The sequence below is a fragment of the Rhizobium sp. CB2179 genome, from assembly GCF_057653455.1.
Window position 1 is genome coordinate 3,105,955 of sequence record NZ_CM172781.1, and the last position, 20,151, is coordinate 3,126,105.

The 20,151-nt window shown below is 61.8% G+C and carries 16 protein-coding genes; 8 read left to right on the forward strand and 8 right to left on the reverse strand.

Features of this window, described 5'->3' with window-relative positions:
- Positions 1 to 351: 351 nt before the first annotated feature.
- Positions 352 to 1,242, forward strand: coding sequence for a hypothetical protein (locus AC244Q_RS15590; protein WP_128408138.1), 891 nt, complete (start codon positions 352 to 354; stop codon positions 1,240 to 1,242).
- A 3-nt stretch (positions 1,243 to 1,245) separates the two neighbouring features.
- Here the strand turns inward: AC244Q_RS15590 and AC244Q_RS15595 are convergent, their stop codons facing one another.
- Positions 1,246 to 1,701 carry a GatB/YqeY domain-containing protein gene (locus AC244Q_RS15595; protein WP_012758386.1) on the reverse strand — a complete coding sequence of 152 codons (456 nt, stop codon included), beginning with the start codon at positions 1,699 to 1,701 and terminating at the stop codon, positions 1,246 to 1,248.
- A gap of 269 nt (positions 1,702 to 1,970) precedes the next feature.
- Here AC244Q_RS15595 and carA point away from each other — a divergent pair, with 269 nt between their 5' ends.
- Entirely contained in the window at positions 1,971 to 3,176 is a 1,206-nt protein-coding gene (carA, locus tag AC244Q_RS15600; protein ID WP_011652894.1) for a glutamine-hydrolyzing carbamoyl-phosphate synthase small subunit, read from the forward strand.
- 273 nt (positions 3,177 to 3,449) lie between these two features.
- Positions 3,450 to 3,770, forward strand: a complete 321-nt coding sequence (locus AC244Q_RS15605; protein WP_012758388.1) for an antibiotic biosynthesis monooxygenase family protein — start codon at positions 3,450 to 3,452, stop codon at positions 3,768 to 3,770.
- A 17-nt stretch (positions 3,771 to 3,787) separates the two neighbouring features.
- On the opposite strand, the gene AC244Q_RS15610 is transcribed toward AC244Q_RS15605, so the two are convergent.
- A complete protein-coding gene (locus AC244Q_RS15610; RefSeq protein ID WP_012758389.1) occupies positions 3,788 to 5,191 on the reverse strand; it encodes an MATE family efflux transporter in 1,404 nt (467 codons plus the stop codon).
- A 142-nt stretch (positions 5,192 to 5,333) separates the two neighbouring features.
- Positions 5,334 to 6,578, reverse strand: a complete 1,245-nt coding sequence (locus AC244Q_RS15615; RefSeq protein WP_128408137.1) for a TCR/Tet family MFS transporter — start codon at positions 6,576 to 6,578, stop codon at positions 5,334 to 5,336.
- Positions 6,579 to 6,977: 399 nt separating this feature from the next.
- On the opposite strand from AC244Q_RS15615, the gene AC244Q_RS15620 reads away from it, so the two are divergent.
- The gene (locus AC244Q_RS15620) at positions 6,978 to 7,973 is read left to right on the forward strand and encodes an aldo/keto reductase (protein WP_012758391.1); all 996 of its coding nucleotides are present in this window, start codon (positions 6,978 to 6,980) and stop codon (positions 7,971 to 7,973) included.
- 57 nt (positions 7,974 to 8,030) lie between these two features.
- Here the strand turns inward: AC244Q_RS15620 and ypfJ are convergent, their stop codons facing one another.
- Positions 8,031 to 8,951: a KPN_02809 family neutral zinc metallopeptidase gene (gene ypfJ, locus AC244Q_RS15625; protein ID WP_012758392.1), complete on the reverse strand. Its 921-nt coding sequence runs from the start codon at positions 8,949 to 8,951 to the stop codon at positions 8,031 to 8,033.
- A 76-nt stretch (positions 8,952 to 9,027) separates the two neighbouring features.
- Entirely contained in the window at positions 9,028 to 9,558 is a 531-nt protein-coding gene (locus AC244Q_RS15630) for a DUF2306 domain-containing protein (RefSeq protein WP_128405941.1), read from the reverse strand.
- A 47-nt stretch (positions 9,559 to 9,605) separates the two neighbouring features.
- On the opposite strand from AC244Q_RS15630, the gene AC244Q_RS15635 reads away from it, so the two are divergent.
- Complete coding sequence (locus tag AC244Q_RS15635) at positions 9,606 to 10,382, forward strand: LytTR family DNA-binding domain-containing protein (protein ID WP_012758394.1); 777 nt, start codon at positions 9,606 to 9,608, stop codon at positions 10,380 to 10,382.
- A gap of 269 nt (positions 10,383 to 10,651) precedes the next feature.
- The gene (gene carB, locus AC244Q_RS15640) at positions 10,652 to 14,140 is read left to right on the forward strand and encodes a carbamoyl-phosphate synthase large subunit (RefSeq protein WP_012758395.1); all 3,489 of its coding nucleotides are present in this window, start codon (positions 10,652 to 10,654) and stop codon (positions 14,138 to 14,140) included.
- 76 nt (positions 14,141 to 14,216) lie between these two features.
- On the opposite strand, the gene AC244Q_RS15645 is transcribed toward carB, so the two are convergent.
- Together AC244Q_RS15645 and AC244Q_RS15650 are read right to left on the reverse strand one after the other, a co-directional pair.
- Positions 14,217 to 15,671 carry a UdgX family uracil-DNA binding protein gene (locus AC244Q_RS15645; RefSeq protein ID WP_128405942.1) on the reverse strand — a complete coding sequence of 485 codons (1,455 nt, stop codon included), beginning with the start codon at positions 15,669 to 15,671 and terminating at the stop codon, positions 14,217 to 14,219.
- Complete coding sequence (locus AC244Q_RS15650) at positions 15,671 to 16,903, reverse strand: putative DNA modification/repair radical SAM protein (protein WP_017994782.1); 1,233 nt, start codon at positions 16,901 to 16,903, stop codon at positions 15,671 to 15,673. The genes AC244Q_RS15645 and AC244Q_RS15650 overlap by 1 nt, the downstream gene beginning before the upstream one ends.
- Before the next feature lie 253 nt (positions 16,904 to 17,156).
- On the opposite strand from AC244Q_RS15650, the gene greA reads away from it, so the two are divergent.
- Complete coding sequence (gene greA / locus AC244Q_RS15655; RefSeq protein ID WP_012758398.1) at positions 17,157 to 17,633, forward strand: transcription elongation factor GreA; 477 nt, start codon at positions 17,157 to 17,159, stop codon at positions 17,631 to 17,633.
- Positions 17,634 to 17,660: 27 nt separating this feature from the next.
- Complete coding sequence (locus AC244Q_RS15660) at positions 17,661 to 18,719, forward strand: glycosyltransferase family 4 protein (RefSeq protein ID WP_128405943.1); 1,059 nt, start codon at positions 17,661 to 17,663, stop codon at positions 18,717 to 18,719.
- A gap of 73 nt (positions 18,720 to 18,792) precedes the next feature.
- On the opposite strand, the gene AC244Q_RS15665 is transcribed toward AC244Q_RS15660, so the two are convergent.
- Positions 18,793 to 20,127, reverse strand: coding sequence for a dicarboxylate/amino acid:cation symporter (locus tag AC244Q_RS15665; protein WP_128405944.1), 1,335 nt, complete (start codon positions 20,125 to 20,127; stop codon positions 18,793 to 18,795).
- Positions 20,128 to 20,151: the final 24 nt, after the last annotated feature.

Here is a 20,151-nt window from a genome sequence, read left to right on the forward strand (position 1 = left end):
CCCTCCCAAACCGCCGATTCCGGCAATTATTATTTTTTTGTAATTTGAATAAGCCGCCGCACCGCAATAGGTTCGATCTCAACAAAGCGATCCCCGAGCGAAGCACCATCCCTACCCCCGGCGCCGCTTCGCAAGGGTGCCTTTGCAAATACCCTCCGGCTTGGGCTTCGGCCCTGCGTGCCGGTGGACGCAAAGAGCAAGAAGGCAGGAGCGCCCCCAGCTCCTGCCTTCTTAAATTTTTGGCTCTCTTGCGACAACTCTCCCTTTAAAATTAACCGCTTATCGATAAAACCGTTGACAGGCGGCGCCTGCATGAAAGATGTATGCGCCGAACTCCCTGGACCTCTCCAAATGGCTTTTACCGCGGATAATCTTGCAGCAGACGATCGCTTTCTCGCTGCCATCCTGCATTGCGCCGATCAGATGCTCGCCATCTATCGCGAGAGCCCACGCATCGCCTCGATCTTCGCTGCACAACAGCGCTGGCTGATGGCCCATGCCGGCTTTGCGCTTCATTACGGGTATTCCGACGACGGGAAGAGCGGCGGCCTCTATTCCGGCCGCTTCATCGATTTTGCGGTCAGGAACAACATCGCCAGCCGCAACACGGCCGCGGCCTTCATGCAGGAAATGCTGGCCTATCGCTTCCTGCGACCGGTTCCCGGCCCCGATAAGCGCACACGTTACCTCGAGCCCACCGAAATCGCCGAGCAGCATTTCACCCGATGGCTCGTCGCCCACATGATGATCCTCGACGGCCTCGACGACGGTGAGCGCGCCAATAAGATCACCGCCGACCCCTCGGCGATGATGGCAGCGATCCAGCCGCTGATCGCAAGGGCGATCATAGGAAGTGAAGCGGTGCGCAATCCGGGCGCCACCTTCAACCTCTTCAACTGGGCAAACTCCGGCGGGCTGGTGATGGACTATATGATCTCGCGCCTTCCCGAATTTCCAAGGACGGCCGATCGCGTCGTGCTCGGCCCTCTGTCGCTCAGGGAAATCCGCGAACAATTCATGATCTCCAACACCCATCTGAAGCGGCTTTTGATGCAGGCAGCGACCATGGAGAGCATTGGTTGGACCGAACCCTCCCGCAAGGGCGACTTCTGGCTGTCGGGCCACTTCATCCGCGAATATTGGAATTATCAGGCGGCGAAATTCGCCATCATTGATGCCGCCGCCGAAGCGGTGCTCGGGCCTGCGGTCCGTGACGAACCGCAGGCAAGACGGGTTATCTGAGGCTTATCCGTTCAACAGTTCCTTGACGGTCGCCGATGCCTTGGCGAAATCCATCTGGCCGGCATAACGCTCCTTCAGCGCCGCCATTACCTTGCCCATGTCCTTGGCGCCCGCGGCACCGGTCTCGGCGATGATCGCCGAGACATTGGCGCGCACTTCGCCGTCCGAAAGCTGCTTCGGCATGAAATCCTGGATGACGATGATTTCGGCGCGCTCCTTGGCGGCAAGCTCCGGCCGGGAATTCTCCTCGTAGATCTTTGCCGATTCGTCACGCTGCTTCACCATTTTGGCGAGAATCTGCAGGATCTCGTCGTCGCTCGCCTGCTCCTTACCGGTGCCGCGGTTGGCGATATCGCGGTCCTTGACCGCGGCCTGAATCAGCCGGACGGTGGAAAGCCGCTCCGCATTCTTGGCCTTCATCGCCTCTTTCAGCTGGGTGGCGAGTTGATCGCGCAGCATGGTCTTCACTCCTGTTTTGATGCCACTTCATAAACCACGCTGATGCGGCGGATCAAATAAATTGCGCGGTCAGCGCGATAAAGCGCAGGAAAACGGCCGCGATCTCGGCTACAAAGATTGACGCTAAGCGATTGCGTGGCTATTTACCGCCACCTGCACCAAAATTCGTGATCAGGCCTGAAGCGCGCGGCATTGCCGTGTCCACACGCCTGCGAAATCAAATGGCGACGAGCGCGACAACGCGCCCACCTGCCGGAAACGGGATGAAGATGACCGCGACAGCACCCTGGACAATCGAAAAGCCGACCGCCCTGCTCGTTCTTGCCGACGGCACGGTCATCGAAGGCAAGGGCATCGGCGCCACCGGCAAGGTGCCGGCCGAGGTGGTCTTCAACACGGCGCTCACCGGCTATGAGGAGATCCTGACGGACCCCTCCTATCTCGGCCAGATCGTCACCTTCACCTTCCCGCATATCGGCAATATCGGCACCAATGATGAAGACATCGAGGACCTGACGCCTGCCGCCCGCCACGGCGCCGTCGGCGTCATCTTCAAGGCCGACATCACTGAGCCCTCGAACTACCGCGCCGCCAAGCACCTCGACCAATGGTTGAAGGCTCGCGGCGTCATCGGTCTCTGCGGCATCGACACGCGCGCGCTGACCGCCTGGATCCGTGAGAACGGCGCTCCGAACGCGGTCATCGCCCACGATCCGAACGGTGTCTTCGACATCGAGACGCTGAAGGCCGAGGCTAAAGCCTGGAGCGGCCTTGAAGGTCTCGACCTCGCCAAGATCGCCTCGTCGGGCCAGTCCTCGCAATGGACCGAAACGCCGTGGGTGTGGAATGAAGGTTACGGTGAACTCAAGGCGACAGACGCGAAATACCACGTCGTCTGCCTCGATTACGGCGTCAAGCGCAACATCCTGCGCCTGTTTGCCGGCCTCGACTGCAAAGTGACTGTCGTGCCGGCCGCAACGAGCGCCGAAGACGTGCTCGCCATGCAGCCGGACGGCATCTTCCTGTCGAACGGCCCGGGCGATCCGGCGGCAACCGGCGACTATGCCGTGCCTGTGATCAAGACACTGATCAAGACCGATATCCCGGTATTCGGCATCTGCCTCGGCCACCAGATGCTGGGCCTGGCACTCGGCGCGAAGACCGAGAAGATGCATCAGGGCCATCACGGCGCCAACCACCCCGTCAAGGACCATACGACCGGCAAGGTCGAGATCGTCTCGATGAACCACGGCTTCGCGGTCGACTCGAAGTCGCTGCCGGATGGCGTTGAAGAGACTCATATTTCGCTTTTCGACGGCACCAATTGCGGCCTGCGCGTCCTCGGCAAGCAGGTCTTCTCCGTCCAGCACCATCCGGAAGCCTCTCCCGGTCCGCAGGACAGCCACTACCTCTTCCGCCGCTTCATCAACATGGTGCGCGAGAAGAAGGGCGAACCGGCGCTCGCCGAACGCTGATTTCTAGCGATTTCCGACCGCCAAGGTTGGCCTTTGACTTGTTGACAAACCTCACTCTTCGTCATCCTCGGCCCTGTGCCGAGGATCTGCCACATATCGACCGAAGGCAGATGCTCGGGACAAGCCCGAGCATGACGAAAGAGGAGTTGGCCGCTTTGTCAGTAGCCCAAAGGTTCGCCCAGGCGGGCCTTTTTCTTTATCCGCCTATTGACCTCAGCTTAACTTGAGGAATTACAGATCTGCCTGCAGACATCTGATGCAGGAGAAAACTGGATGAGCGGAGCTTTCTTTCGTGTAGACAAGTTCATCGTGCCGGCGGCGGCACGCGAGGAATTTCTCGTCAAAGTGATGATGACCCACAAGGTGTTGGAGGCGCAGGACGGTTTCATCGATCACAGGGTGCTGGAGCAGGTCGCCGGTCCGGGCGAATTCAATTTCGTCACGATTGCCGAATGGGAAAATACCGAAGTCGTCGAGCGCGCGCGGGCCGCCGTCGCTGCGGCCCACAGGGCCGCCAATTTCGATCCGCAGGAAATGTTTGCGCGTCTCGGCATTCACGCCGATATCGCCGGCTACAAGCCTGTCGCGGCCTGAAGGCGGAGGCGGCCGGCTCAGGCGTGGGCCAGTTCCGCCTCCCGGCGAAGGAGAAGGTAGAAGCGCGCGCAGAGCATGACGGCGGCGGCCGCCAGCCCGACGAGAAAGCCGAACCAGATGCCGATGCCACCGAAACCCAGCGGGAAGGCAAAGGCCCAGGCGAGGAAGAAGCCGATCGGCCAATAGGCGATCAACGCCATGATCATCGGCACGCGTGCGTCCTTGAGGCCACGCAGCAATCCATTGGCGATCACCTGCAGCCCGTCGACAAGCTGGAAAAGCCCGGCAACGACGATCAACGGCCCGGCATAGGCAAGTACCTCAGGCGCCTCGGGCGAGTTGACGTCGAGGAACCAGCTGCCGAGGAATTGCGGCATGGAGGCAAAGAGCACGCTGCCCACCGCCGAAATGGCGCAGGCGAGGATGAGCACGGTGATCGAAGCGCGCACCAGCCCCTGATAATCGCCCTGCCCGTGGGCGACACCGACGCGCACCGTTGCCGCCTGGCTGAGGCCGAGCGGAATCATGAATGCGATCGAGGCCCATTGCAGGGCAATGCCATGAGCCGCAAGCTCGATGGTGCCGATATAGCCCATCAGCAGCGAAGCCACCGTGAACAGGCTGACCTCGGCAAGGATGGTGACGCTGATCGGGAAACCGAGCCGGATGACCTCCAGTAGCGCGTGCCAGTCGGGTTTCCAGAACCGCACGAAGATCTCGTAGCGCCGCGTCTCTTCGCGCCGCTGCACGAAAGCCAGGATGAAGAGGAAGCCGGCCGTCTGCACGGCGACCGAAACGATCGCCGCGCCCTCGAGCCCCATCGCCGGAAAGCCGAAATGGCCGAGCACGAGGATATAGGCGAAGATCGCGTTCATCACCAGCGTGGCGATGGTGACGTTGAGGATGATGCCAGCCTTGCCGATGGCGCTGACGAGCGAGCGCATGACGTTGAAGAGCAGCGCCGGCAGCACGCCGAACTGGCCGATCATGATGTAGCCGTGGGCGAGCTTGGCCACCTCGGGCTTCTGCTGTGCGAAGAGGAGGACCTGCTCCGAATTGAAGAAGGCCGGCTGCATGATGACCCAGTATGCGATCACCACCCACAGGCCCATGCGCAGCGACCGTCGCACCGAGACGAGGTCGCCGCGGCCATAGGCCTGCGCCACCATCGGAATGACGGCGATGGCAAAGCCCGAGCCGAAGATCAGGATCGTGAACAGGAACTGCGCCGCAAGCACCATTGCCGCAAGATGCTCGGCGCCGAGGCGGCCGACGATCATCACATCGGTGGTGTTGATGCCGAGCTGGGCAAGCTGCGCGCCGATCAGCGGAATGCCGAGCGCCAGCGTGGCACGGAAATGTGCGCCCCAACGATTATCGTTTGTCGGCGCAAGCCTGCGCGCGTCGATCGGCGTGTCCATGACACCAGTCCTGTGATTGAAATATGCGTCGCCGCAGCTTGCGGCGAAATATCATCCGGGCTTAGATCAAAGCCCTGCAAAGAACTACCCCAAATGAGGCAGATGATGAAAAATTCATCATCGCATCAGCGTTTCTGATCGATCAACCGGCCGCTTCCAGCGCCTCGGCCGGCTCACGGGCCCGGACCCGCAGCAGGAACACACCGGCGGCCACCAGGATGAACAGCGCGGCGGCAAGATAGGGTGCGCCGGCAAAAGTGACAGGCGCCTCAGGCCGCGTGAAATAGGAAAACATCTGGGTGAAGATCAGCGGCCCGACAATGGTGGTGATGCTGCTGAGGCTGGTAAGCGCGCCCTGCAGCTCACCCTGCGCCGAAGGCGGCACCATGCCGGCGGCGATGCTGCGCAGCGGCGGGTCGGCGACGTTTTCGATGACGGTCGCGACGATGACGACGTAAACCACCCAGCCCTCCCAGGCGAAGGCATAGCCGGTCAATCCTGCAGCTGAAAAGCAGAGTCCGAGAAGAGCGGTTTTCCACTCGCCGAGCACCGGCACGATCCGCGGCAGGACCAGCCCCATGACGAGCGCGGCGCCGATGCCATAAATGCCGAGCGACAGGCCAATCTGCCCCTCGCTCCAGCCGTAGCGATAGGTCGAGACGAACGCCCAGACCGAGGGATAGACGGCATGCGCCAGGAAGAACAGAAACATAACGAGGCTGACCCAGCCGATGCCGGGATAATGGCGCATCTGGCGCAACGCGCCGAGCGGATTGGCACGTTTCCACTCGAACCGGCGGCGGTTCTTCGCCTCCAGCGTTTCCGGCAGCAGGAAGCAGGCGGCGATGAAATTGACAACCGACAGCGCAGCCGCGCCGAGGAACGGCACACGCGGGCCGAATTCGCCGAGGACACCGCCGACGACTGGGCCGACGGTGAAGCCGACGCCGAAGGCGATGCCGATCAGCCCGAAATTCTTCGCCCGGTTTTCCTCCGTGCTGATATCGGCGATATAGGCCGAGCAGGTGGCGAAACTGCCGCCGCTGATGCCGGCAAGCACACGGCCGACGAACAGCATCCAGAAGCTGGTGGCGATGCCGCAGATGAAATTATCGATCGCGAAGGTTAGCACCGAAAGCAAAAGGATCGGCCGGCGGCCGAAACGGTCGGACAGGTTTCCGAGCAGCGGCGCGAACAGGAATTGCATGCCGGCATAGACCAGCATCAGCCAGCCGCCGTCGATCGCCGCATCGCTGACGCTGCCACCGGTCAGCTGCTCCAGATAGGCGGGCAGCACCGGCATGATGATGGCGATGCCGATAATGTCGAGGAAAAGGATGATGAAGACCAGGAAAAGGCCGCGGCGAACGAATTTCGGGTCAAGCATGAGGCATCTCTACAGCGGTTGGTTCTGAAAAGACGATCTCGTCGCCGAGAAAGTGACATAGCTCAGAAAAGAAACCGAAACAATCCGTGAACATTTCAAAGTTTTTGATAATGTTCAACGGGAAATTTATGGGAGGCCTCAACCGGTGGGCGCACGCTGTTGTTCCAGCTTCCGAAAATCGCCAGCCGCCCAGCGGATCGCCGGGCGATGCGTTCCCTTGCAATCGCCGCGACGGCATCCAGATCAGAAGACAAGACCGGTCATTGTGCATTTCCCCGCACAGCCTGTTCGATGCTGTCCAATTATCGCCCGAATGCGAAAGCGGTAGAACGGCGTCCGGCAACGCCACTCGGCGCGGATGCCCGATCCGGCCGCGCGGCGCAAATGAAGGAGAAGACAATGCAGACCTATCGTTTGGGAAAGACCGGACCCGATGTCTCGGCCATCGGCCTCGGCTGCATGGGCATGTCGGGCATGTACGGCCCCTCCGATCGCGCAGAAAGCATCGCGACGATCCATGCCGCGCTCGATGCCGGCATCAACCTGCTCGACACCGGCGATTTCTACGGGATGGGCCATAACGAAATGCTGATCGGCGAGGCATTGAAGGGTCGCAGGCGCGAAAACGCCGTCATCAGCGTCAAATTCGGCGGCCTGCGCGATCCCGTCGGCGGCTGGAGCGGCATCGACGCCCGCCCGGTCGCGGTGAAGAACTTCCTCAGCTATACGCTGCAGCGCCTCGGCGTCGACTATATCGACATCTACCGCCCCGCTCGCCTCGATCCGAACGTGCCGATCGAGGACACGGTCGGCGCCATCGCCGACATGGTCAAGGCAGGTTATGTCAGGCATATCGGCCTGTCGGAAGTCGGCGCCGACACGATCCGCCGCGCCGCCACTGTCGCCCCGATCGTCGACCTGCAGATCGAATATTCGCTGATCTCGCGCGGCATTGAGAAGAAGATCCTGCCGACGACACGCGAACTCGGCATTTCGATCACCGCCTACGGCGTGCTCTCGCGCGGCCTGATCAGCGGCCACTGGCAAAAGGGCCAGGGTGGGACGGCCGGCGATTTTCGCGCCTACAGCCCGCGCTTCCAGGAAGGCAATATCGAGCAGAACCTCGCTCTGGTGGAGAAGCTGCGCGAGATCGCCCAGGCAAAGAGCGTCTCGGTCGCCCAGATCGCCATCGCCTGGGTCGCCGCCAAGGGCAAGGACATCGTCCCGATCATCGGCGCCCGCCGCCGCGACCGGCTAACCGAGGCGCTCGGCTCACGCGCCATCGACCTGTCGCCAGAAGATTTCGCCATCATCGAACACGCCGTGCCGAAAGACGCGGCCGTGGGTGGGCGTTATCCCGAGCATATGCTGCAGCATATGGACAGCGAGAAGTAAGCAAGGGATGGAAGGGGCAGCGATGGGCTTTGTGCCGTGCGCGCCCCTCCTCTCTCCTCAAATTGGGCCGGAGAACGTATCGCAGGCCGACAGCTGGCCGCTGTCGAAACCGCGCTTGAACCATCTGACCCGCTGCTCCGAGGTACCGTGGTTGAAGCTTTCCGGGACGACGTAACCCTGTGACCGCTTCTGCAGCGAATCGTCACCAATCTGCTGGGCTGCGTTCAGCGCTTCCTCCAGATCGCCTGACTCAAGTAGGCCCTTCTGCTGGGTATATTTGCCCCAGATGCCGGCAAAGCAATCGGCCTGCAGCTCGACGCGCACCGACATCTTGTTGGCGTCGGCCTCGCTCATGCGCTGGCGGGCCTGGTTGAACTTCGGCAGGATGCCGAGCAGGTTCTGCACGTGATGGCCGACCTCATGAGCTACGACATAGGCCTCGGCGAAATCACCCGACGCGCCGAAGCGGTCGGAAAGCTCCTGGAAGAATTCGGTATCGAGATAGACCTTGTGGTCGCTCGGGCAGTAGAACGGGCCTGTTGCAGATGATGCGGAGCCGCAGGCCGATGCCGTCGAGCCCGAGAACAGCACGAGACGCGGCTCTTCGTAATTTTGGCCCTGCGCCTGGAAGATGCCCTTCCAGGTATCCTCGGTCTCGGCAAGGACGGTGCGCATGAATGCGGTCATCTCGTCGTTGGCGGGCGTGCGTGTTCCGCCTGACTGGCTCTGCTCGTAGCCAGGACCGCTTGTCGTGCCGCCGGTATCGAGCATCTGCAGCAGATCAATGCCCATCATCTTGAAGATTAAATAGATGACGATGAGGAAGACGATCGTGCCGATGCTGAGGCCGCCACCGGCGCGGCGAACACCGCCGCCGGAAGGAAAGTTGAAGCCGCCGCCGCGGCCGAAACCGCCGCCGGTCGGATCGCTGCGGCGATCCTCGATATTGTCGGACTGACGCCGGCCTTTCCATTCCATCTTCGCTCTCCCCGGCAATGCCTGTGCTTGCGCTCAAGGAGTTATATATCCGTCGGCCGCCGGAATTCCAGCGACTTCAACGGGCAATCAGGCGCCCGCGTCGGCGACGCAGCGCGATTGCGATCAGGATCGAGCCGATCACCGCCGCAGCAAGGACAGCCGGCCATTCCGCGCCGGTGAAGATGACCGCATGCATGATCCGGCCAGGCACGAAAGTGAACAGGCCGGCAAGGACGATGCCGCCGAAATAAAGGCCGGCGACGATGCGCTTGTGCAGACGGATATCGCCGCGGCGGGCCGCCGCGATCGCGTTCCAGCTGCCGACCAGCGTTGCGATCGACAGAAGATGGATCGGACTGAACCCGTAGAAGAGATCGAGCTCATGAATGAAGAAGCTCGATATCGCCGTCATGACCATCAGCGCCATCCAGATCCTGCCGAGCAGCCGGTGCAGCGGCGTGCCCTTGGGGCGCAGCAGGATATAGGCGCCGAGAAGTGCCGCCGGTGTAACAGCGGCGACATGGATCTGAACGGCGAACGGGGCATCGAGGAGCGGTTCGAGGGTCATCAGCGGCATCCGGTTGAATTCGATCGCTCTTTCCGCCAAGACTGCATCTGCCTCAATCCGAACCGCGCGAACGGCAGGAAAACTTCGTGATTCACCTCTTCTTGCAATCCACGCTTCGCGAATTGCAGGTCTTTCTCCACTCCCGGCGTTTCTGGGGAACCTTTGCCGCGATCGTCCTGCTCTTTGCCGTCACCGGCCCCTACGGCACGATGGAAAACATGGCCTTCGGCGAACGCCTCGCCTATTGGCTGAGCCTGCATGCCCTTGCCTGGGTGATCGCCATCCTCTGCGCGGTTGCGGCCGAAAGACTGCTGCGGGGATTGATCGTTTCCATGTTCGCCCGGATGATGGCGGGTTCGCTCATAGCCGCCCTGCCGATCGGTTTTGCCATCGGCCTCGTCGACTATGTCTTCACCGGCGAAGCGACCACGCTCGAAAGCGGCCTGCAGCGCGCGCTTTTTGCGGTGCCGCTCTGCGCCCTCTTCTGCCTTTTGACCTACATGGCGATGAGCCAGAAAATCGCCGAAGCCGCAGCGCCTCAGGAAACCAGCCCCGGCGCCTCGATCCTCGACCGGCTGAAGCCTGAGAATCGTGGCTCGCTGCTGCGCCTTTCCGTTCAGGACCACTATACCGAGGTGGTGACCAGCCGCGGGCGCGAACTGGTGCTCTTACGTTTCGCCGATGCGCTTAGGGAAACCGCCGCGACGCCGGGCCTTCGCGTCCATCGCTCGCACTGGGTGGCCGACGCCCATGTCGAAAGCTTGAAACGCGACAATGGCAGGCTGCTGATCCTCACCCGCGACGGCAAGGCAATCCCGGTCAGCCGTAGCTATGCCGGGGAAGTGCGCCGCCGCTTCACGTAAAGAAGGCGCGCCAAGCGCTTGACAGGACTCCCGTTTACGCTCTTCCGGAAGCAGGGCGGCGGCGAAATCCAGGTGGCGGTCGTGTCTGACGGGAAATAGCCCTTCGCGCCGTGTTGGATTCCTGTCGATTCCGCGATTTATGGGGTTCCGTTTGCAAATACATTTGCCTATAAGCCGCTTCTAGCCTGAAAAGACCCAGCATGCGCGACCCGACCCGGTGATCTCCCACCCTGGCCGGTTTTCTGCGCAGCCAGAAAACGGAAGCACCCATGCCGAAGCGCCAAGACATCAAATCGATCCTTATCATCGGCGCGGGACCGATCGTCATCGGCCAGGCTTGCGAGTTCGACTATTCCGGCACCCAAGCCTGCAAGGCGCTGAAGGAGGAAGGCTACCGCGTCATCCTCGTCAACTCCAACCCGGCGACGATCATGACCGATCCGGGTCTTGCCGACGCCACCTATGTCGAGCCGATTACCCCCGAAGTCGTCGCCAAGATCATCGCCAAGGAGCGCCCGGATGCGCTGCTGCCGACCATGGGCGGCCAGACGGCGCTGAACACGGCGCTTTCGCTGAAGCGCATGGGCGTGCTCGACCGCTACAATGTCGAGATGATCGGCGCCAAGCCCGCCGCCATCGACATGGCCGAGGACCGCGCGCTGTTTCGCGAGGCGATGGCCCGTATCGGCCTCGAAACCCCGCGCTCGATGCTGGCGAACGCCACCGACATCAAGGACCTCGACCGCAAGACGCACGAGGCCGAGCGCATCAAGCTGCGCGAAAGCCTCTCCGGATCCGACCTCGACAAGGCGCTGGACGAGCTGGAAAACCAGTGGAACCTCGGCGAGAGCGACCGCAAGCAGCGTTACATGAGCCATGCCATGGCAATTGCCGCCCAGGCGATCGACCATGTCGGTCTGCCCGCCATCATCCGTCCCTCCTTCACGCTCGGCGGCACTGGCGGCGGCATCGCCTACAACCGCTCGGAATTCTTCGAGATCGTCGGCGGCGGCCTCGATGCCTCGCCGACCACCGAAGTGCTGGTCGAAGAATCGGTGCTAGGTTGGAAGGAATATGAAATGGAGGTCGTCCGCGACAAGGCGGACAACTGCATCATCATCTGCTCGATCGAGAACATCGACCCGATGGGCGTCCATACTGGCGATTCGATCACCGTCGCGCCGGCGCTGACGCTGACGGACAAGGAATACCAGATCATGCGCAACGCCTCGATCGCGGTGCTGCGCGAGATTGGGGTCGAGACCGGCGGCTCGAACGTCCAGTTCGCCGTCAATCCGAAGGACGGCCGTCTCGTCGTCATCGAAATGAACCCGCGTGTTTCGCGCTCGTCGGCGCTCGCCTCCAAGGCCACCGGTTTCCCGATCGCCAAGATCGCCGCCAAGCTGGCGATCGGCTATACGCTCGACGAACTGGATAATGACATCACCGGCGGCGCAACGCCTGCCTCCTTCGAACCGTCGATCGACTACGTCGTCACCAAGATCCCGCGTTTCGCCTTCGAGAAATTCCCCGGCGCCTCGCCGGTGCTGACGACCGCGATGAAATCGGTCGGTGAAGTCATGGCGATCGGCCGCACCTTTGCCGAATCGCTGCAGAAGGCACTGCGTGGCTTGGAAACCGGCCTGACGGGCCTCGACGAGATCGAGATCCCCGGCTTCGAAGAGGGCGAATCCAGCCAGAACGCTATCCGCGCCGCAATCGGCACACCGACGCCCGATCGCCTGCGCATGGTCGCCCAGGCGCTACGCCAGGGCATGAGCGAAGCTGAAGTCCACGAAGGCTGCAAGATCGATCCCTGGTTCATCGCTGAACTGAAGGCGATCGTCGAGATGGAGGCCCGCATCCGCGAGCACGGCCTGCCGCAGGATGCCACAAACCTGCGCATGCTGAAGGCCATGGGCTTCTCCGACGCGCGCCTGGCGACGCTGACCGGCAAGCGCCCGAAGGAAGTCGCCGAATTCCGTAACAAGCTGAATGTCCGCCCCGTCTTCAAGCGCATCGACACCTGTGCGGCCGAATTCGCCTCGCCGACCGCCTACATGTATTCGACCTATGAGACGCCTTTCGTCGGCGCCGCCCGCTCCGAGGCTGAAGTCTCCGACCGCAAGAAGGTTGTCATCCTCGGCGGTGGCCCGAACCGCATCGGCCAGGGCATCGAGTTCGATTATTGCTGCTGCCACGCTGCCTTCGCCTTGAAGGATGCGGGTTATGAAGCGATCATGATCAACTGCAACCCGGAAACCGTTTCGACCGACTACGATACCTCGGACCGCCTCTATTTCGAGCCACTGACGGCCGAGGACGTGATCGAGATCCTGCGGGCAGAACAGGAAAAGGGCGAAGTCGTCGGCGTCATCGTCCAGTTCGGCGGCCAGACGCCGCTGAAGCTTGCCGAGGCACTGGAAAAGAACGGCATCCCGATCCTCGGTACCGCGCCTGACATGATCGACCTTGCCGAGGACCGCGACCGCTTCCAGAAGCTGTTGATGAAGCTCGACCTCAACCAGCCGAACAACGGCATCGCCTATTCGGTTGAGCAGGCCCGCATGGTCGCCACCGAAATCGGCTTCCCGCTGGTCGTGCGTCCCTCTTACGTGCTCGGCGGCCGCGCCATGCAGATCCTGCATTCGGAAGGACAATTGCAGAGCTACCTGCTCGATACCGTGCCTGAACTGGTACCTGAGGATATCAAGCAGCGCTATCCCAACGACAAGACCGGCCAGATCAACACCCTGCTCGGCAAGAACCCGCTGCTCTTCGACAGCTACCTCAGCCACGCCATCGAAGTCGATGTCGACTGCCTCTCGGACGGCACCGACGTCTATGTCGCCGGCATCATGGAGCATATCGAGGAAGCCGGCATCCATTCCGGCGACAGCGCCTGCTCGCTGCCGCCGCGCACGCTCTCCAACGAGATGCTAGACGAGCTGGAGCGCCAGGCCAAGGCGATGGCCAAAGCCCTCAATGTCGGCGGCCTGATGAACGTCCAGTTCGCCATCAAGGACGATGTCGTCTACGTGCTCGAAGTCAATCCGCGCGCCTCGCGCACCGTGCCCTTCGTCGCAAAGACCATCGGCGCGCCGATCGCCAAGATCGCCGCCCGCGTCATGGCCGGCGAGAAACTCGATGCCACCTTCGCCGCCTACGGCGAAAAGCCCGATCCGCGCAAGCTGAAGCACATCGCCGTCAAGGAAGCCGTCTTCCCCTTCGCCCGCTTCCCCGGCGTCGACACGCTGCTCGGCCCGGAAATGCGCTCGACCGGTGAAGTCATCGGCCTCGATACCGATTTTGCGCTGGCCTTCGCCAAGTCGCAGCTCGGCGCCGGCGTCGAGCTGCCGCGTGACGGGACGGTCTTTGTCTCCGTCCGCGACGCGGACAAGCCGCGCGTGCTGCCGGCGATCCACATCCTCGTCGAGCAGGGCTTCAAAGTGCTGGCAACCGGCGGCACCGCCCGCTTCCTCGGCGAAAACGGCATCACCGCCACGAAGATCAACAAGGTGCTCGAAGGCCGTCCGCACATCGAGGACGCAATCCGCAACCGCCAGGTCCAGCTCGTCATCAACACCACCGATGGCAACAAGGCGATCTCGGACTCCAAGTCGTTGCGCCGTGCGACGCTGATGCAGAAGGTGCCTTACTACACGACGATGGCAGGCGCCGAGGCCGCCGCCCAGGCGATCAAGGCGCTGAAAGCCGGCAATCTGGAAGTGCGGCCGTTGCAGAGCTACTTCGCCTGAGATACGGAACGCCATCGCTAGATCAGCGATGGCACCTGCCTTGCCATTGGGCATCGCCGGAGGCTTCTGAATCAGTTTATGCAACTGCCAGCATAAGGCGCTGAACTGTCAGCATATCTTCGCGAAATCGTGCCAGTTCCTCCGCTTTCAGCCGCTCGTCGGGAATACGCAGCAGATAGGATGGATGCACCGTTACGAAGAGCGTTCGCCTCTCGTCGATCGCGATCGCTTTCCCCCTGACGTCCTGCAGCCGCTGTTTCGTGTCGGTCAGCGCCGAAAGCGCCGTCGCCCCCATCGCAACCACCAGCTTCGGCTTGATCAGCGCCATCTCCAGATTGAGCCACCAGCGGCAGTGCTTCACTTCACCCATATTGGGCTTCTGATGGATGCGACGTTTGCCGCGCGGCTCATATTTGAAATGCTTGACGGCATTAGTGACGTAAAGCGTTGAGCGGTCGATGCCCGCTTCACTGATCACTTGATCGAGAAGCCTGCCGGCGGGACCGACGAAGGGGCGCCCTGATATATCCTCCTGGTCGCCCGGCTGTTCGCCGACGAACATCACCTCGGCATCGCGCGGCCCCTCCCCGAATACGGTTTGCGTCGCCTTCGCATGAAGCGGACAGCGGGTGCAGGCGGCAGCTTCCGCGCCCAGTGCTTCCAGCGTGCCCGCCGGCGCTTCGGGTTCAGCTGGAATGCTGCGCGCGGCTTCCTGCAGGCGATCGTGAAAGGGCAACGATTGGGTCGCCTCCCGGGCGGCCATGGCCCGCACCTTGCTCTCCGCCGATGCAATCAGCCCAGGGATGAGATCGGCTTCCGGCAGGTTCTTCCAGTATTTTTTCGGCATCTCCGCCTGCATCGCCTTCAACTTCAACCGCGCCGGATTGAAAATGCTGGCGTAGTAAGTGCGCCAGAGGTCATCGGTAGCATCTGTGAGATTGGGTTTTTCACACGGTTCGTCGCTCATCGTCAGCCGCTCGCCGTCCCAGGCGGCCGATCCCTTGGGCGTCGCGATCAGCCAGTCCATGTCGGTGAAGCGCCGTTGGAAGAAGGGCGCTGTGCGCCCGACGATATGGTGATCTGGCTCGAACCAGGCGAGGAATTTTCGACGGCCCGCCGACACCGCACCAACCTCCTTGAAGCGGACGAAGGCCGTCATCTTGTGCGCGTCGCGTCGAACGTTTTTCGCCATCAGCCTGGCACGGGCGACATCCTCGTCGGAGGCCACTTCAAGCAGTTGCCGGTCCAGCTGCAGCCGCCAGAGCAGCCGGTAAAGCAGGGAAAAGCGCGCCGGGTCGGAATGGCAGAGAACTGTCTCCGCGAGCTCGAGGAAGGCGGGCGGCACCGTCATCGGCTTGCGTGCTGCGGCAGACGGAGGCGGCATGGCGTCGTGTTGAAACGCAAAACCCGGCTCAGCGCGTTTTTCGCGCCACTCGATCTCTTCCGGCAGGATGCCGGCAGCCGCGAAAGCGCGCGCGGCGTCACGCCATTCGGCAAGCTCCCCGCGTCCTGAAAGCACGACCCGGCGCATCACAGCAACGACAATTGTTCGGGTTTCGGTTCGAACATGGCGCGAAGGTCGGGGCGCTCGATCAATCGCCGCGGCGACCAGCCGTCCGCCGAGATGAAGGATTGGACTTTCTTGATCGAAATGCCGAGCCGCGAAAGATCGTCCAACCGAAGGCGGCGAAAACGACGGGCCGAAACGATCGCTTTGACTGTCTTGGTGCCGAGGCCGGGCACACGCAGCAACCGTTCACGCTCGGCCTTGTTGATATCGACGGGGAACTCGGCCCGGTTGGCGAGCGCCCAGGCAAGTTTGGGGTCGAGGGTGAGATCAAGCATGCCATCCGCCTGGTTCGCGGTGATCTCGTCGATGCCGAAACCGTAGAATCGATAGAGCCAGTCAGCCTGGTAGAGCCGGTGTTCCCGCATCAGCGGCGGCTTGATCAGCGGCAGGTTTTTCGACGAGTCCGGGATCGGGCTGAAGGCGGAATAGTAGACGCGCCTCAGCCCGTAGCTGCTGTAAAGCCGGCCACTGGTCGCAAGGATCGTCGCATCGTTCGCACCATCGGCGCCGACGATCATCTGTGTGCTCTGGCCGGCCGGCACGAAACGCTGACGCTTCTTCGTCTGCAGCGTCGGTTCGCCGGCGGCCTCGATCTTCAGCCTCAGATCCCCCATCGATCGCCGGATATTGGCAGGCTTCTTTTCCGGCGCGAAACGGGTGATGCCGTGATCGGTCGGCAGCTCGATATTCAGCGACAGCCTGTCGGCATGAAGCCCCGCTTCCTCGATCAGACGCGGCGATGCTTCAGGGATCGACTTCAGATGGATATAGCCGCGGAAGTTATGCGTCACACGCAGTTCGCGGACGATGCGAACCATCTCTTCCATTGTGTAATCGGACGAACGGATAATGCCGGAGGAAAGGAACAGGCCCTCGATATAGTTGCGGCGATAGAATTCCAGCGTCAGCCAGATGACCTCCTCGGGCGTAAAGCGCGCCCGTTCGACATTGCTCGACGAGCGATTGACGCAATAGGCGCAGTCGTAGATGCAGAAATTGGTCAGCAGTATTTTCAAAAGCGAAATGCACCGCCCGTCCGGGGCATAGGCATGACAGATGCCGGATCCCTCGGTCGAACCGAGCCCGCCACTTGCGCGGGAATCACGTTTCACCGTGCCGCTGGAAGCGCAGGAAGCGTCATATTTCGCGGCATCGGAAAGGATGGCCAAGCGTTCTGTTAGCGACTTCTTCATTAGTATGTTCACTATATGTTCCTGCGCCTGAAGTCAATCGGAGCGATCCGATTTCTGCCCATTTTCAAGCTGCATCACCGGCTGTTGGAGCAGGCCGCGTTTCTTTCATGCGAATTTTCTGGAAATCGGGCTTGGCGATCTGCTATAAGCGTCCGACTAAGATTGTGGCACGGTTCCGAAGCTCCCCTTCGGGACCTGTTTTCTTTTGTGTTCGCCGCTGATTATGCGGATACAAGGATTGAAGGACAGAAAAATGGTTGAAAAGGTACCGATGACACCGGGCGGTTTCGTCAAGCTGCAGGAAGAGCTGCGCTGGCGTCAGCAGGAGGAGCGTCCCCGAATCATCGAGGCGATCGCCGAAGCCCGTGCCCATGGCGACCTTTCCGAAAACGCCGAATACCACGCCGCCAAGGAAGCCCAGAGCCATAATGAAGGCCGCATCAGTGAGCTGGAAGACTTGACGGCGCGCGCCGAGGTCATCGACCTCACCAAGATGTCGGGCGACAAGATCAAGTTCGGCGCCAAGGTGAAGCTCATCGACGAGGACACCGACGAAGAAAAGACCTATCAGATCGTCGGCGACCAGGAAGCCGACGTCAAGGCCGGCCGCATCTCCATCTCCTCGCCGATCGCCCGCGCGCTGATCGGAAAGGAAGTCGGCGATTCCATCGAGGTCAATGCGCCGGGTGGCTCCAAGGCCTACGAAATCCTCCAGGTTTCCTGGGGCTGATCGCCCGCCAGCCGCGAGACCCCTCCCTTGCCTGATATCCGTGACGTCGAGATCATTGCGCCCAATTTCAAGCGCCGGCTCTCCGGCGTCACGTCAACTATCGTTCAGCTCATCCCATGCCAGATCCGGCTCGGTATCAAGATCGCGACACTCGGCCCCGGCCTGCCGGACGGCCTGCCGAAACTTAAGGGACGGCAGCTCCTCGGCCTCTGGCGCCCACCGGCGCGCCGGCGCCAGCGTGTCTGGCACGCTCGCCGCAACAACGAGATGGCTGTCGGCATCCTGCTGCGCCATCTGTTGCGCATGCCGCTGAAGCTTCTCTTCACCTCGGCCGCGCAACGCCGGCACACCGCCTATACGAAATGGCTGATCCGTCGCATGGACGCTGTCATCGCGACCAGCGATCGATCCGGCTCGTTCCTCGAGGTGCCGCACACGGTGATCCAGCACGGAGTCGACCTTGCCCTGTTCCATCCGCCGGAAACTGCAGAGGACGGCATCGCCGCCACCGGCCTGCCCGGCCGCCATCTCGTCGGCTGCTTCGGCCGTGTGCGCCATCAGAAAGGCACCGATCTTTTCGTCAGGGCGATGATCGATCTGCTGCCGCAGCATACTGAGTGGACGGCGATCGTCTCCGGCCGGGTGACGGCCGAACACGCGGCATTTGGCGACAAACTCAAGGCGGATGTCGCGGCCGCCGGGCTCAGCGACCGTATCCTCTTCCTCGGCGAAGTGCCTGACATCAAGGTCTGGTATCGTCGCCTGACGCTTTACGTCGCCCCCTCCCGCAACGAGGGTTTCGGCCTGACACCGCTCGAAGCGATGGCCTCGCGCACTGCGGTGGTGGCATCGGACGCCGGCGCCTATGCCGAACTCATCGTCACGGGCGAGACGGGCTCGGTCGTCGCCGCCGGCGATGGCGAGGCGCTGACGCGGGCAATCGCGCCCTATATCGCCGATCCCGCTCTGGCGGTCGCCCATGGCGAGAATGCGCTGCGGCATGTCAGGGCGAATTTCGCGCTGGAGAAGGAAGCAAGTGCGATCGGCGCCGTCTACAACAGCCTTCTCGGCGACAATCGAAGCTGAGGCAGAAAAGAGAAACGGCCCGTTGGATGACGGGCCGCTGCAGGGATTCTAAGGATAAGGGAATAGCGGCTAACTATTCGGCCGGCTGCAGCCCCGCAGCCGAAGTATCCTCTCCGGTCTGGCCGCCCAGTGCCGCAGCAAGCTGTGCCGTATCCAGCTCATTTTCCCAACGTGCCACGACGATCGTCGCAACCGCATTGCCGACGAGGTTGGTCAGCGCCCGGCATTCCGACATGAAGCGGTCGATGCCGAGGATGAGCGCCATGCCGGCGACCGGCACGGAGGGAACGACGGAGAGCGTTGCGGCAAGCGTGATGAAGCCGGCGCCGGTGATGCCTGCGGCACCCTTGGAGCTCAGCATCGCCACCAAGAGCAGCAGGATCTGGTCACCCCAGGAGAGATCAATACCGGTTGCCTGGGCAATGAACAGGGCCGCCAGCGTCATGTAGATGTTGGTGCCGTCGAGATTGAAGGAATAGCCTGTCGGAATGACGAGGCCGACGACCGAGCGCTTGCAGCCGGCCTTTTCCATCTTGTTCATCAGTCCCGGAAGGGCGGCCTCCGAAGACGAGGTGCCGAGGACCAGCAGCAGTTCTTCCTTGATGTAGCGCAGCAGCGCCACGATCGAGAAGCCGTTGTAACGGGCGACAGCGCCGAGAACGACGAGGACGAAGAGCAGAGAGGTGAGGTAGAAGGTGCCGATCAGCATGGCGAGATTGGCAATCGATCCGACGCCGTACTTGCCGATGGTGAATGCCATGGCGCCGAAGGCACCGATGGGGGCAGCCTTCATCAGGATGGCGACGAGCTTGAACACGGGCGCCGTCAGGGCATTGAGGAAATTGACGACCGGTTCGCTCTTTTCGCCGACCATGGCAAGCGCGATGCCGAAGAGCACCGAGAAGAACAGCACCTGCAGAATATCGCCATCGGCAAAGGCACCGACGATCGTGGTCGGGATGATGTTGGTCAGGAAACCGACGATGCTCTGCTCATGCGCCTTTGCAGCGTAGCCGGCGACGGCGGCCGGATCCAGCGAGGCAGGATCGATGTTCATGCCGGCGCCGGGCTGGACGACATTGGCGACGATCAGGCCAATGATGAGCGCCAATGTCGAGAATGTCAGGAAGTAAAGCATCGCCTTACCGGCGACGCGGCCGACCTTCTGCAGGTCGCTCATGCCGGCAATGCCGGTCGCAACCGTCAGGAAGATGACCGGTGCGATGATCATCTTGACGAGCTTGATGAAGGCATCGCCGAGCGGCTTCAGCTGGGTGCCGAATTCGGGATAGAAATGGCCGAGAAGGATACCCGCAGCGATGGCCACGAGAACCTGAACGTAAAGATGGCTATAAAAGGGCTTCTTGCCCTTGCTGCCTGCGACTGCATCGAGTGGTGCTGCGATCATGATGTCCTCCTAATGGCTCGTCCG

Excerpts from the sequence above, each read along its gene's own strand:
- AC244Q_RS15650 (WP_017994782.1), bottom strand. The coding sequence starts at position 16,903 with ATGAAGAAGTCGCTAACAGAACGCTTGGCCATCCTTTCCGATGCCGCG.
- ypfJ (WP_012758392.1), bottom strand. The coding sequence starts at position 8,951 with ATGGAATGGAAAGGCCGGCGTCAGTCCGACAATATCGAGGATCGCCGC.
- AC244Q_RS15595 (WP_012758386.1), bottom strand. The coding sequence starts at position 1,701 with ATGCTGCGCGATCAACTCGCCACCCAGCTGAAAGAGGCGATGAAGGCC.
- AC244Q_RS15620 (WP_012758391.1), top strand. The coding sequence starts at position 6,978 with ATGCAGACCTATCGTTTGGGAAAGACCGGACCCGATGTCTCGGCCATC.
- AC244Q_RS15615 (WP_128408137.1), bottom strand. The coding sequence starts at position 6,578 with ATGCTTGACCCGAAATTCGTTCGCCGCGGCCTTTTCCTGGTCTTCATC.
- AC244Q_RS15610 (WP_012758389.1), bottom strand. The coding sequence starts at position 5,191 with ATGGACACGCCGATCGACGCGCGCAGGCTTGCGCCGACAAACGATAAT.
- AC244Q_RS15590 (WP_128408138.1), top strand. The coding sequence starts at position 352 with ATGGCTTTTACCGCGGATAATCTTGCAGCAGACGATCGCTTTCTCGCT.
- AC244Q_RS15605 (WP_012758388.1), top strand. The coding sequence starts at position 3,450 with ATGAGCGGAGCTTTCTTTCGTGTAGACAAGTTCATCGTGCCGGCGGCG.
- AC244Q_RS15645 (WP_128405942.1), bottom strand. The coding sequence starts at position 15,671 with ATGCGCCGGGTCGTGCTTTCAGGACGCGGGGAGCTTGCCGAATGGCGT.
- carA (WP_011652894.1), top strand. The coding sequence starts at position 1,971 with ATGACCGCGACAGCACCCTGGACAATCGAAAAGCCGACCGCCCTGCTC.
- greA (WP_012758398.1), top strand. The coding sequence starts at position 17,157 with ATGGTTGAAAAGGTACCGATGACACCGGGCGGTTTCGTCAAGCTGCAG.
- carB (WP_012758395.1), top strand. The coding sequence starts at position 10,652 with ATGCCGAAGCGCCAAGACATCAAATCGATCCTTATCATCGGCGCGGGA.
- AC244Q_RS15665 (WP_128405944.1), bottom strand. The coding sequence starts at position 20,127 with ATGATCGCAGCACCACTCGATGCAGTCGCAGGCAGCAAGGGCAAGAAG.